This is a genomic window from Pseudomonas extremaustralis, from assembly GCF_900102035.1.
GTDB lineage: Bacteria > Pseudomonadota > Gammaproteobacteria > Pseudomonadales > Pseudomonadaceae > Aquipseudomonas > Aquipseudomonas extremaustralis.
The window spans coordinates 2,793,048-2,805,482 of sequence record NZ_LT629689.1 but is presented as its reverse complement, the minus strand read 5'-3'; the positions used below and the strand labels follow the sequence as shown (position 1 = coordinate 2,805,482).

The following is a 12,435-nucleotide window of genomic DNA, read 5'->3' as shown; positions in this document are numbered from 1 at the left end:
CCGTCAAACGCTGGGCAGCGGCAGTAGAAGAGGCGCGGTTTTCGCGTCCCGCAAATGACAGGGAATCAACATGGCCACCGGGGTTACCAGTGAGTTTGCTATTCATGCCCAGACAATCTTGCAGCAACCGCCACTGCAAGCGTTCGTATTGCACCTTTGGAACGCCCAAAAATATCCATTCGACATAGGCTCTCAGCTACGTGCGATGGATGCCAGAAATTACAATTTTATGCTGACGTTGCTTTCTGCGTTCAGACGTAATGGACCAGATGATCGATCGTTCCAGGACCTAGCTCAAAAATTGGCCGAAAGTCGATAGGAAAAGACTGCCACTCACTGCCCGCGCTTGCGGGCTTCGGCAGTAGGAGAGGCGCGGTTTTCGCGTCCGCGAAATCGTTGAGGGTCAGCGGCTGGTTTTGAACAATAAAGATTGACACAAAACAATAAAGTTTGACACTGATGAACATAGATTGACACAAGGCTCAACCCCCCGTATCTACAGGGGTTTTCCTTTCCAGGCTTTCCCTTTGGTCTGGATTCATCGCTTCAACTTTCAGCGGGTGTAGTCTGGAAAATGTTTTGAATACGGCCGCTTTGGCAGTCGTGTCCTTCTACGACTTTTTCTCGACGCGAGGTGAAGCGGTCCGCATCGACTGAGGAGGCGTGGGTTGCGAGGTCGTAAGTTTGCATCACAGCAGGACATTGAACGGCACATTGCAAATGGATTTGGCGAAGGCGCCGGGGCAAGCTACGTGCCTTGGCTGCGGGTACAAGATGTCCCGTCGATAGGTCGTTCGCACAAGATTCAAGGTGTGAAGATCGAGAGAATTCATCACCTACTGTCAGATCTCGAGCGTTCGTACTTCCTTGTGTGTGAATTTTCTGAAGACGTCGTGGATATCCGAGAGCAATACCCTTTACTACCCACAGAGCGTGCGCAAGCGATAGCGTCGGCGATAGCTGTACGCTATCCAAGATACCCTAGAACAACACTGCCTTATGTGATGACAACAGACTTCCTGTTAACTGTTAAAGACCCGAGCGGAAACTTCAAATCGGTAGCTAGGACGGTGAAGTATCGTTCCGATTTAATTGGCAACAGAAGTAAAAGAACGCTTGAGAAACTTGAGATTGAAAAGCGCTTTTGGGAAAGCCAAGGTGTTGATTGGAAAATCGTAACAGACGAGTTTTTTACACGAGATTTGATAAAAAATATTGGACTAATCAGGAGATACTCGAAGCTCTCTCGTGATTTAATGAAACTGCCGTTGCATTCGAATTTTATTGAGTGCCTAGTGAACAGCCGGGAATATTCGTGGACCTTGGCCACCTGTCTAAGAAAAATAGCATCCCTTCTGTCAATTTCCTATATAGACGCTCAAGCAATTTTCTTTCATCTGGTTTGGACCAAGATACTGAAAATAGATTTGGTTAACACTCCTCTCCATCTTACTGGTCTAGTTCCTGACTTCGAAGTTTCCGCGAGCCCTGTCCAAGTATCGTTGAAGGAGAAAATGTCATGACTGTTCTCGTTAATGACGTTTTCGAGCCTGTAACCGATCTGTCGGTCATCTCTACGATAGCCAGGCTCCTTTACCAGGATGAAACGCGTGACTTAGCAGTTGTGATAGATCTAGCTGACCCACCCCGGCAGCCGTACGCGGTTGGTCTGGAGGAGCTGCGTCGCTCGATAGCATCTGGTCACACCAAACCAGCAGCCATCACCACGCCCGAGTTTATGCTTGTGCTTGAGGAACAGTTGGATGAGAGAGCCAAGCAAGGCCGGGACGAAAAGTGGGCCGTTATCGCCCCTCTATTAGATCCTGAATACCCGGGACAAATATTTGTACGAGGTGAGTTAGGCCGGCTTGTTAGCAGACGGGCGTCAGAGCTCGGAATCCAGCGGAAAACGATCTATCGGCTTCTTTACCGATATTGGTTTTATGGTCAAGTTCGCAACTCATTGCTTAGTAATTATACGGCGGTAGGTGTTGCGGATAGAAAATATGATCCAAGTAGGCCACCAGGGCGAAAGCCTAAATTTCAAGGCGTTCTTACTTCGCCTTCCAAGATGCTTAGTGCGGTTGATAAACGATGCATCCGTGTTGGGTATGCTCTATATGTAAGAGATAAGAAATCTTCTATTTCGAGCGCATATGACGAAATGTTGAGACGATTCTACTCAGTTCGAGACATCTCTAAAAACAGTGAAGAAGAGCTTCGTTTGTTGCCTGGTTCAGAACTCCCCAGCTTGAGGCAGTTCCAATATTGGGGACAGATTTTTTTCGACGAGATTGAAACCGAGCGTGGCCGTAAAGGATTGAGGAGATGGTTAAAAGACTGCCGTCCGCTTTCAGGTACCGTTCGCGATTGGCTGCGTGGACCCTGTCATCAGTTCGAGATCGACGCGACTATTGCCGATATTTATTTGGTCAACAGCTACTCCAGGCGGATGCTCATTGGCCGGCCCGTAGTTTATATCGTTGTGGATAGCTTCTCCGGAATGATTGCTGGTCTCTATGTAGGATTGGAGGGCCCTAGTTGGAATGGGGCCAGGCAAGCGCTGTTCAACGCATTTACCTCCAAAGTCGAGTTCTGCGCTCAGAACGGCGTCGAAATCAATGCAGATGATTGGAATTGTCACCACCTGCCCCACCAGATTTACGCCGACCGAGGAGAGATGCTGTCACTCGCAGCAGAGGGGCTATCGTCAGGATTGGGAATTGAGATGGGCACTGCTCCGCCTTATCGGCCGGATTGGAAGCCTATGGTGGAAAGTCGGTTTGGCATTTTGAATGATTTGACGGGTATCAGATGGCTACCTGGCGGGGTAGCAGCGCGAGACAAAGAGCGAGGCGAGCGAGACTACCGGCTCGATGCCACGCTGAATCTCAAAGAGTTCACCCAAATCCTCATCAAGTGCGTACTCCACTATAACGGGCACCATCGACAGCCTGAACGACTGACTCAGGCGATGATGAATGACGGCGTTGAACCTACACCCAACGGGATATGGAATTGGGCCTGCGACAACGACCTGATCGAATCCAACAAACGTCCTGACGAGCTGGTTTACCTCCATCTCTTGCCTCGCGAGCGCGCGACCGTTCAAAAGGGCGGGGTGATGTTTCGCGGCATGCACTACGTGTGTGATATGGCCATAGAGAAAGATTGGTTTGCCAAGGCTCGCAAAGGGGGCGTTTGGTCAATAGAGTGTTGGTTCGATCCGAACTCTGCGGCACACATTTGGATTCAGGGAGAGGCCAAGCAGTTTATCCGTTGTGATCTTCGACGATCGGATGCCGGTTACGCGAATTACCGCTCGGACGAGATTTTTGATCTGCTCGAAGCCTATCGCCAAAAACCGCCTACTCGCCGGCGAGCCGAGCTGGAAAGCCGTGTGCAGCTTAGCGATCAGGTCCACCAGATCATCAGTCATGCACTCGCAGAACGAAAACTGGAACCTGCTCCGCCCACCAAGGCAGAGGCCACTGGAAACATCCGCGAGAACCGCGCAGAAGAACGTCTCCGTGAGCGTGAAAATGCTGTTGTTCCTGAAGGCGTTAGGGCGGAGCCAGCTTCACTTCAATCTGAATTGACACCGAAAGCGCATGATTCATATGCCGGCGAGCGCACTGCGCAGGTTATCGATTTGCTCAAAAGAATTCGGCCAGGACAGGCAAAATGAAAGGTGCACAGACGTTTGCCAATTACGTCAGACAGGACATTAGTGAGTATGCGGGTAACCCGCTTATCGAAGCTTTGCCTCCGATATTGTCGGAGGCGGCGGCTGTTGAGCTGATCTCGAATTTTCCTCAGCCGGTGGATCCGAAAGAGCTGACGCTCGAAGGAGCCACTCGAATTCACTGTATCGACCGGCTAAGAACCGTGGTACAGCCGTTTTTGCTACATCTGGAACTGGAGGCCCTGTTCTCACTGCTCATTCGTCGAGGGTATGTTGGGCGTAACCCGATGTCGCCCGCTACCGTCCGGCATTTGCATTCTTTATCTGGGGCTCAGCGTTACCACGATGCGTTCAAGTCCACTGCAGAAACGTTTACCGTCGTTGGCCTGAGCGGCATTGGCAAGTCAACGGCACTCCACGCCATTTTGAGCCTTTATCCACAGACAATCCGTCATGAGCGCTATGAAGGAAAGCAGTTTGTTCATACCCAAATCACATGGCTGAAGCTTGACTGCCCTCGGGATGGATCGCTGGCTGGATTTTGTCAGCAGTTTTTTTATGCGGTGGGTGACGCTCTGGGAGACAAGGACTACCACAAGCGCTACAGGCATCGAAACATCAATGATGCGCTGCAACAAATGGAGCAGGTGGCCAGCACATTTTTCATCGGCGCCTTATTGATCGACGAGCTGCAAAACCTCCACCTGGCGAAAACCGGTGGTAAGGAGAGCATGCTGAATTTTTTTCTGCATTTGGTAAATAACATTGGGATCCCGGTCGTTTTCAGTGGCACGAATTCGACGATTAGCCTGTTCTCAGAAGCCATGCGGACTGCCCGCCGAGTCTGTGGTGCCGGCACGCTCGAATTCAAACGATTCGAAAAGGATGATGAGGAGTGGCGGTTGTTGGTCGAAAATCTCTGGAGCTATCAGTGGTGCAAGCAGATTGCTGAGCTGACCGACGAGATTTTTGACACGCTGTATGAGCACACTCAAGGCGTCACAGATTTCTTGGTCAAGCTGCTGGTATTGAGTCAGCGTTATGCGGTCCAGAGTGGCTCGGAGTGTTTGACTGCTGAGATCCTGGTGAAGGTAAGCAACTCAAAAATGCAGATTCTAAAGCCAGCCCTTTCAGCTCTGCGTAGCCGAGATCCGAAGCGGATGCGACAGTTCGACGATTTGCTGCCGATCGAGGATCAGCTGAGCGAAATGATGGTCTTCGATGGTTTGGCACGAGAGGATCGCCTTGCCTTGCTTCGAAGCGTTGTATCCCGTGAGAAGCCGGCAGACCCATCTCCAAGCATTCTTGCGAAAGACCACCCATCGCCGATTGCTACTGCTGTGGAAAACTCAGAGGCTAAAGCGCTTAGCGAACATGACGCTCCTCTCGAAGCTCTGCGCGCTTCGGGCTGGCTCAACGTGAATCGCCCCGGGTTTCGTAGACACCTCCATGCCTTAAACTGAGGCCAATCAGGAGGTGCCATGAGCAACCCACGTTATCCCGAAGAATTCAAAATCCAAGCGGTCAATCAAGTGACCGAAAAGAAGCTGCCTGTCGCTGATGTGGCGGCGCGTCTTGGCGTGTCGTCGCATAGCCTCTATGCCTGGATAAAGCGCTACAGCAAACCTCAGGCAGAACGGCAGCAAGACGATGATCAGCACGCGGAACTGCGGCGTCTGCGAGCCGAACTCAAGCGGGTCACCGAAGAGCGAGACATCTTAAAAAAGGCGGCCGCGTACTTTGCCAAGGAGTGCGGTTGAAGTACGCCTTTATCAAGCAGCGAGCGGGCGACTATTCCATTCGGCGGCTTTGCCTGACGCTGAAAGTCCATCCCAGTGGTTATTACGCTTGGTTGTCTGAGCCGCAATCTGCACGCGCTAAAGACGACCAACGATTGCTGGGTTTGATCAAGCATTCATGGCTGGAGAGCGGCGGTGTTTATGGCTATCGCAAAATTCATGACGATCTGCGCGAGGTCGGTGAGGATTGTGGTCGGCATCGTGTGGCGAGGCTGATGCGTCTTGAAGGTCTGCGCTCTCAGACAGGGTATCGACGCCGCCCTGGCAAGTACGGCGGTAAGCCAGCGGTCGCCTCACCCAATTTGCTGAAGCGCCAGTTCGATGTCGTAGAACCCAACAAAGTTTGGGTCACCGACATCACCTACATTCGCACGTATGAAGGCTGGCTGTATTTGGCGGTCGTGCTGGATCTGTTTTCTCGTCAGGTCGTCGGCTGGTCAATGAAATCGCAGATGACCAGTGATTTGGCCATTGATGCGTTATTGATGGCGGTTTGGAGGCGAAAACCGAAACAGGAGGTGATGGTTCACTCCGACCAGGGCAGCCAGTACAGCAGCTCCGATTGGCGCAGTTTTTTGAAGGCGAACAATTTGGTTGCCAGCATGAGCCGCCGAGGCAATTGTCATGACAACGCCGTGGCTGAGAGCTTTTTCCAGCTTCTAAAGCGGGAACGGATCAAGCGGAAAATCTATTCCACGCGCGAAGATGCTCGTAGTGATGTGTTTGATTACATCGAGATGTTCTACAACGCAAAACGCCGCCATGGTTTCAACAATCAGCTGTCACCGGTAGAGTTTGAAAAGCGTTATGCAATGAGCTTGCAAGGTGTCTAGAGAATCCGGGGCGATTCATTCTTCGCTCTACAGGGTCGCGAGCATTCGGCCCCCGCTGTAATCCAGCCGGGCATTCCCTCTATCTAAAAAAAGTTCTAAATCAATTCACCGTGAACACATTGTTTTTCTGTTAATGAAAATTTACACCCACCAGAATAGCGCCGGCATACGCTGGATGATCACAATCATCATCTAAAACGTATTAACCCGCGATCACCCGAAATAGTTTTGCAATCGCCATTGGCTGACCTACACGGGTTATCGATACGTGTTCTGTATTTCAAGCAGTACGGGCGCGGCGGGGTTTAGATGAATTTACTACGATTCAAAGTTGAGCGGCTGTGTAATTTCCAAATCCAGACCGGATACAGAATTTTACGGGTTGCATATATACTGGCCCCGGATGCACGTTCTCTTCGACCCCTACCTTTAATTGGTAAATGATGTCTGATCTATTATTTTTTCCCGTGTCGATGCCGGATGAAATGCTGCACTCTCGTGTCACCCGCTATCACTATCTGTCAGGCAATAGAACCGCGGCAGAAACCTACCGCGATTTGTTCGCAACGAAACCCTTTTGCATTGGTGGCATCGTACCCAAGCAGATCGAGAGGCTCGCGCACAGGCTGCCGGGGCAATCGGAGAGCAATCTCGCAGAGCTGATCAGTAGCAATACTACTTTTCCTGCTTACCGGCCGTTTCTTGGGGTTAAGCAGGGGCCGGAGAACAACGAAGGACCGCTGGGTTATGACGGGGTGGTACGGGTGCCCCGCAGAGAAGAGTCCACCCATGGCAAGGCTAAGCTTTGTCCTACCTGCGTTCAGGAAGATTTGATTGAGCGGGGTTCTGCCTACTGGCATCGATCTCACCAGATACCCGGTGTTGCCGTCTGTTGGCGTCATGGCGACGCATTGATCCATGCCTGCCCCGAGTGCTCTCGCCCGTTCTACCGTAAATTGAAACTGCTTCCCAATCTGACTGAGCCATGCGCATGCGGCTGGAGCCCGTTAAACAGCGCAGCAATACACAAGGGTTCAAAGATGGAACAGAAAGTCGCTCTGTTCGCACACGATATCTTGCAACGCAATATTCCTCCGATAGGCAGCACGGTATTGAGTTCGTGCTACGTCCGCCAATGCAAGAAGCGCGGATTCATTTTCGGAAAAAATGCGGGCATTGCGAAACTATTCGACAGCATCCAAAGCGCTTACGGCGATGAACTTTTGGCGCAGATTGATCCAGCCTACAACAACGGAAAGCATGAGCAATGGATCCGGCTCAAATCAGATAAAGGTCAGCTAAATATGCCGCTCGCGCGGCATTTGATCATTGCTCTTCATTTGTTTTCCAGTGCAGATAACTTTGAAGAGGCTCTGAAGAATGAGTCTATCCTGCCGAGTGCCTCTGTTTCTACGCGAGTTCCCAAAGGCGAACAATCGCTTCCTAACCAAAAAACTAGATATCGCCAAAAAATTGAGTTGCTTTTAGCGCTGCGTACCGACGCCGATGTCGAGTACCTCTGGAAGAAGGCGTACAAACCTACGCAATGGATTCTAGAAAATGATAACGCATGGTTAATGGCAAAACTCCATGCACCTAAAAAACCTACAGTTACGGTCGAAAAGTCCGTCGACTCAAGAGACGGCGCCTATGCAGCCCTTATCGAAGCGGGCGTAGATGAGCTGTATAAAGTTACGAAAGATCCGAAGAGAGTGAACATTCGGAATTTGCAATCGCTACTCCCAGGTTCGTTACCTCATGAGCTGGATCTACGCAAGCAGAGGTTCCCCCTTACTTATCAACAGATCAAGATTTATCAGGAGTCAGTATGGCATTTCCGTCTAAGAACTTTGGTGTGGACTGTCTCTGAACTCATCAGGATGAAGCTCCCCGTGAATTACTCGACGGTAAGATTGACCTCAGCGGTATCAAGCAAGGTTTTCCTGGTTTTTTCCAGTTTCTTCGAGTGGGATCTGGAAAGCCTGGCCAGAACAGGGGTCGACGCAGAGGCCTTGCTCAGATCTACCGGCGTATCAAGGGATTGGGAGGGACCACCGGTTTCAATAAGCTTTTGAGGGCATCTGTGTTCCGTTAGCTTCTGCCAACCTTTGGTGATAACAAAAATGCCATCTGGCTTGAAAGCGTAAACGCGGAGTAGGGTCCACCTTTCACATTAGTAACCTTCGCGGCAGCTTTCTGAAAGCTTTCACTTGTTACTCTTTAACTCAGAAAATTGAGCTTTAGGAGAAAATCATGAAAGCAATGACAGCAATGAAAGCGTTTTGCGCCGCTTCGATTTTGACCTTATCTTCATTAGCCATGGCTGAAGGAGGCGGTGACCGTGTGTATGGTCGGATGATGCAAGAGAACCAACAGGCAATGGAGCAGTACGCCTTAGAAAACGGAAAGGCGATACCTGAAGTTGTTCATTATGAATATGGAATGAACCTTGATGTCCAGAAGGTAATCAGTACCACTCAGGCCAATAAAACCTGCGGCGTAGCCCCTTCGCGCATGACTTATGAAGATTCGGCGGGCAAGATCAACACCTTGGAGTACATGGTCATGGGCACAAACTGCCCGCACGGAAGCTAGTAGAGATAAGCGATGTCTGCACCAGACTACTCGATATATTTTTAGGCATGCTTACTGTTCGCTGACATAGAAGTAATTTTCAGGTCACGCTGGAGTTATCTATTGTATGAAATTATGTCTGCCGGCGCGTAGAGGAAACCCTCACGTGCCGGTGGCTTTTATAATGATAAAAATATTTCACAAAGAAACTCTGCCAAGCTAAAGCCTGGAGTGTTAAATGAACAATAAAAGCTTTTACAGTCTTTCTCTCATTGCCCTTGGCATGAGCATGGGGCAAGTTGCAGTGGGCGTTGAACAAAAGCCTGAAGGGTTCATTGAGGGGAGCACCTTTAGTATTCTCAATCGAAATCTTTATTTCAATCGAGATTATCGAAAAGGCCAGTCAAGTCCTACGGGCAATGGCTACTCAGCAGAGTGGGCTCATGGCATTATCGGTCGTTTTGAGTCTGGTTTTACACAAGGCGCCGTCGGGTTCGGCATCGATGCGTTTGCAATGGAAGGCCTCAAGCTTGACTCAGGCGATGGTCGCTCGGGAGCTCGAAGTTCAGTCGATGTCTTGCCGCACAACAGTAAAGGCCAACCTGAAGACTCCTATTCAAAAGTAGGCGGCGCCGCAAAGGTCCGTTTCCTGGATACAGTCGTCAAGGTAGGGGATGTCTTTCCGTCGACTCCTGTCGTGGCGTATGGGGATTCCCGACTCCTCCCGGAAAGTTTCCGTGGTGCAACGTTTACCAACACCAGCATCAAAGACCTGACCCTTCAGGGTGGTCGGCTGCATGCGATGAGCCAACCCAACTCCAGTGGCATGCGTGATGGCTTTTCGACTTTCTACGCCGGGGCGGTTGATGCTCCGTGGATTGCTTATCTAGGGGGCGATTACACCGTCAATGAGCACGTAGGTGTAAGTCTTTACACCAGCCAATTCAAGGATGTTTGGAACCAGTATTACGCGGGCACCACATTGAGCTATCCACTCTCAGACAGCGTATCGCTGATCGGTGGCTTTAATTATTACCGAGCCGTTGATGAGGGAAAAAAACTTCTGGGGAGCTTCGATAACAACATCTGGAGCGGCAAGACCGGGGTCAAATTCGGAGCTCATACGGTGACCGTCGGGTATCAGCGTAACAATGGCAACGACGACTTTGACTACCTACGTCAATCAGATTCGATTTTCTTGGATAACTCTATTCAGTACAGCGACTTCAACTCCCCGAAAGAGCAATCTTTGCAGCTACGCTATGATCTAGATATGCAGGCTTTCGGCATCCCCGGTCTTAGCTTCATGACTCGTTACGCGAAGGGTTGGGACGCGGACTATTCCAACGCGAACAGCGTGTACATGCGTCGCGGAGCGGATGGTGCCCCATTACAGGACCAAAAGCGTTGGGAGCGAGACATTGAGGCTAAGTACGTCATCCAGTCAGGTTCTCTGAAGGATATGTCTTTGCGTGTTCGCCAGGCAACGACACGAGCCACCGATTTCGAATCTGATTTGGACGAGGTCCGACTGATTGTCGAATATCCACTGCAACTCCTTTAACGGGCGCTAGCCCTCGGCATCAGGTGTCCGATTACCAGATACACCCCGTCTCTTTGTTTCTCCTTTGGTTTTGGAGACGGCTTAGGCGCCCTAGTGGCGCCTTTTTTTGTGGACTGTCGTTACAGTTTATTTGTCTTAGCCGTCGTTCCAGTGTTCGCACTATGGGGCCAACTACTGTACTGAGTCGCTTTTGCGGAAGATGACGTCTTGCTTGAGAGGCCTCATAGCCTATCCCTGAGTTGTACGGGGTTCTGCGCGATCCAAGGCTAGGGCATTCAGATAATCCTACAGACACCCGCCATCTAAGCGTGACTGAGGGGCGTATCTGCTCCTCGACTTTATTGGTTTTGCCCAGCAAAACGATATTGTTTCGATTGCAGATTTTATTGCAGCAACGCTGCCGGTCGGAAGGCTTCCACGGCACGCTTGTATGGTTCGTTGGAGCATGTGATGATGCACTCAATATAGGCAGGGGGGTATGGTATGGGTCATTTGAGATCAAGCAAAGACAATCTTCTTAAACGCGTGAAGCGCATCGCTGGGCAGATCCAGGCGATTGAGCGAGCACTCGACTCTGATGATGACTGCTCCAAAACCTTGCTTTTGGTCGCTTCGACCCGTGGCGCTATTAATGGGCTGATGGATGAAATCATCGAAGATCACGCTCGTGAACACGTCGCGAATCCCACACTCAGCAACGAAGAAAGAGCGAAAGGCGTCGATGAGCTTCTCGAAGCCATTCGCCGCTATTCCAAATAGGATTTACCCAAATGAGTAATGCGTACATCGACTTTTCCCACGACCATATGTTCCTTGGGAAATCACATGAAGAAAACGCAAAGCGAACCTTGTGGGTAGTGGCTCTGACCGTCGTAATGATGGTTGCTGAAATCACTGCCGGTTATCTCACTGGCTCAATGGCATTGCTGGCAGATGGTTTTCACATGGCAACGCACGCCGGAGCACTTGGCATTGCCGCAGCTGCTTACGGTTACGCAAAAAGACATGCCTCAAGTGCGCGCTACAGTTTTGGAACTGGCAAGGTGGGAGACCTGGGTGGCTTCGCCTCTGCTCTGATTTTGGGACTGGTCTCCTTGGGAATTGCCGGAGAGTCGCTATTTCGTCTCTTTCAACCGACTCAAGTGCAATTCGGAACAGCGACTTTTATCGCAATTGTAGGATTAGCAGTGAATGTGGTGAGCGCGCTTTTGCTGTCTGGTGGTCATGATCATCACCATGGGCATGACCACGGCCACGATGAATCTCACCATGCGCATGGTCACGACAATAATTTGCGCTCTGCTTACGTTCACGTCATTGCAGATGCACTGACTTCGGTTCTGGCCATCGCAGCACTGCTTGCTGGTCGATACCTTGGCTGGGTATGGCTCGATCCTGCAATGGGGATTGTGGGTGCAGTTGTCATTGCGCGCTGGGCTTGGTCGTTGATGCGGGTGACTGCGGGTGTATTGCTCGATCAGACAGATGATCATGTCGCTGAAGAGATTCGTGAACTGGTTGAGCAACCGGGAGATGCTTCGATCATTGATCTTCATGTCTGGCAGGTGGGGCCGCAAGCCCGCGCTGCGATTGTGAGTGTTCTGGGCAGCCCAGCAGTGAATGCGGAAAACATACGAGAACGGCTTGCAACGGTTCATGAGATCACTCATTTGACAGTTGAGTACCGCACGAAGTTGGTCGCTGATTCACCCGATCAGCTCGCCGTGCTTGCTTCGCAATGAACCCGTAGCACGTAGAGTTCGACGAGAAATTGAACAATGGCCAAGGACATCGAAAATCCCTGTATCTCTGTTTGCCAGCTGAACAGCGAACTGTGCGTCAGCTGCGGTCGCACCAAGGAAGACATCAAAAAATGGAAACGAATGAAGCGTCCAGAAAAAATGGCCTCTGTACAACGGGCGACCCTGCGCCTGAAAAGCCTGCAAAAAAAGAACTCTTAAACCACCGTCATTTACATTT

Annotated in this window: 11 protein-coding genes; all 11 read left to right on the top strand. The window is 50.7% G+C overall.

All coding sequences use genetic code 11. The features are described 5' to 3' along the window. Nucleotides 1-70: 70 nt before the first annotated feature. The 11 genes from BLR63_RS32560 (at nucleotide 71) to BLR63_RS12745 (ending at nucleotide 12,416) form a co-directional block, all read left to right on the top strand. Nucleotides 71-319: a DUF7673 family protein gene (locus BLR63_RS32560; protein ID WP_034128269.1), complete on the top strand. Its 249-nt coding sequence runs from the start codon at nucleotides 71-73 to the stop codon at nucleotides 317-319. Nucleotides 320-668: 349 nt separating this feature from the next. After that, nucleotides 669-1,523 carry a TnsA endonuclease N-terminal domain-containing protein gene (locus BLR63_RS12790; protein WP_010567715.1) on the top strand — a complete coding sequence of 285 codons (855 nt, stop codon included), beginning with the start codon at nucleotides 669-671 and terminating at the stop codon, nucleotides 1,521-1,523. Further along, nucleotides 1,520-3,688, top strand: coding sequence for a Mu transposase C-terminal domain-containing protein (locus tag BLR63_RS12785; RefSeq protein WP_010567714.1), 2,169 nt, complete (start codon nucleotides 1,520-1,522; stop codon nucleotides 3,686-3,688). Before BLR63_RS12790 ends, BLR63_RS12785 begins: the two co-directional genes overlap by 4 nt. Further along, entirely contained in the window at nucleotides 3,685-5,148 is a 1,464-nt protein-coding gene (locus BLR63_RS12780; protein WP_083365951.1) for an ATP-binding protein, read from the top strand. Before BLR63_RS12785 ends, BLR63_RS12780 begins: the two co-directional genes overlap by 4 nt. Before the next feature lie 18 nt (nucleotides 5,149-5,166). Then, nucleotides 5,167-6,317, top strand: a protein-coding gene (locus BLR63_RS12775; protein WP_086008206.1) for an IS3 family transposase whose coding sequence is annotated in 2 segments (ribosomal slippage) — nucleotides 5,167-5,401 and nucleotides 5,401-6,317 — 1,152 coding nt in all. Because the reading frame shifts where the segments join, the coding sequence is not laid out codon by codon here. A 443-nt stretch (nucleotides 6,318-6,760) separates the two neighbouring features. Then, entirely contained in the window at nucleotides 6,761-8,392 is a 1,632-nt protein-coding gene (locus tag BLR63_RS12770; RefSeq protein WP_231998169.1) for a TnsD family Tn7-like transposition protein, read from the top strand. 187 nt (nucleotides 8,393-8,579) lie between these two features. After that, the gene (locus tag BLR63_RS12765) at nucleotides 8,580-8,912 is read left to right on the top strand and encodes a DUF2790 domain-containing protein (RefSeq protein ID WP_034101776.1); all 333 of its coding nucleotides are present in this window, start codon (nucleotides 8,580-8,582) and stop codon (nucleotides 8,910-8,912) included. A gap of 217 nt (nucleotides 8,913-9,129) precedes the next feature. Further along, nucleotides 9,130-10,455 (top strand): OprD family porin, encoded by a 1,326-nt coding sequence (locus BLR63_RS12760; RefSeq protein ID WP_010565095.1) that lies wholly within the window; start codon nucleotides 9,130-9,132, stop codon nucleotides 10,453-10,455. Nucleotides 10,456-10,938: 483 nt separating this feature from the next. After that, nucleotides 10,939-11,214 carry a metal/formaldehyde-sensitive transcriptional repressor gene (locus BLR63_RS12755; protein ID WP_010565096.1) on the top strand — a complete coding sequence of 92 codons (276 nt, stop codon included), beginning with the start codon at nucleotides 10,939-10,941 and terminating at the stop codon, nucleotides 11,212-11,214. Between the two features lie 11 nt (nucleotides 11,215-11,225). Continuing rightward, nucleotides 11,226-12,197 carry a CDF family Co(II)/Ni(II) efflux transporter DmeF gene (dmeF, locus tag BLR63_RS12750; RefSeq protein ID WP_010565097.1) on the top strand — a complete coding sequence of 324 codons (972 nt, stop codon included), beginning with the start codon at nucleotides 11,226-11,228 and terminating at the stop codon, nucleotides 12,195-12,197. A 36-nt stretch (nucleotides 12,198-12,233) separates the two neighbouring features. After that, entirely contained in the window at nucleotides 12,234-12,416 is a 183-nt protein-coding gene (locus BLR63_RS12745; protein ID WP_010565098.1) for a DUF1289 domain-containing protein, read from the top strand. Nucleotides 12,417-12,435: the final 19 nt, after the last annotated feature.

What these genes read in the sequence shown, in the direction of transcription:
- BLR63_RS32560 (WP_034128269.1), top strand. Translation starts at nt 71, where the DNA reads ATGGCCACCGGGGTTACCAGTGAGTTTGCTATTCATGCCCAGACAATC.
- BLR63_RS12785 (WP_010567714.1), top strand. Translation starts at nt 1,520, where the DNA reads ATGACTGTTCTCGTTAATGACGTTTTCGAGCCTGTAACCGATCTGTCG.
- BLR63_RS12760 (WP_010565095.1), top strand. Translation starts at nt 9,130, where the DNA reads ATGAACAATAAAAGCTTTTACAGTCTTTCTCTCATTGCCCTTGGCATG.
- BLR63_RS12765 (WP_034101776.1), top strand. Translation starts at nt 8,580, where the DNA reads ATGACAGCAATGAAAGCGTTTTGCGCCGCTTCGATTTTGACCTTATCT.
- BLR63_RS12780 (WP_083365951.1), top strand. Translation starts at nt 3,685, where the DNA reads ATGAAAGGTGCACAGACGTTTGCCAATTACGTCAGACAGGACATTAGT.
- BLR63_RS12745 (WP_010565098.1), top strand. Translation starts at nt 12,234, where the DNA reads ATGGCCAAGGACATCGAAAATCCCTGTATCTCTGTTTGCCAGCTGAAC.
- dmeF (WP_010565097.1), top strand. Translation starts at nt 11,226, where the DNA reads ATGAGTAATGCGTACATCGACTTTTCCCACGACCATATGTTCCTTGGG.
- BLR63_RS12755 (WP_010565096.1), top strand. Translation starts at nt 10,939, where the DNA reads ATGGGTCATTTGAGATCAAGCAAAGACAATCTTCTTAAACGCGTGAAG.
- BLR63_RS12770 (WP_231998169.1), top strand. Translation starts at nt 6,761, where the DNA reads ATGTCTGATCTATTATTTTTTCCCGTGTCGATGCCGGATGAAATGCTG.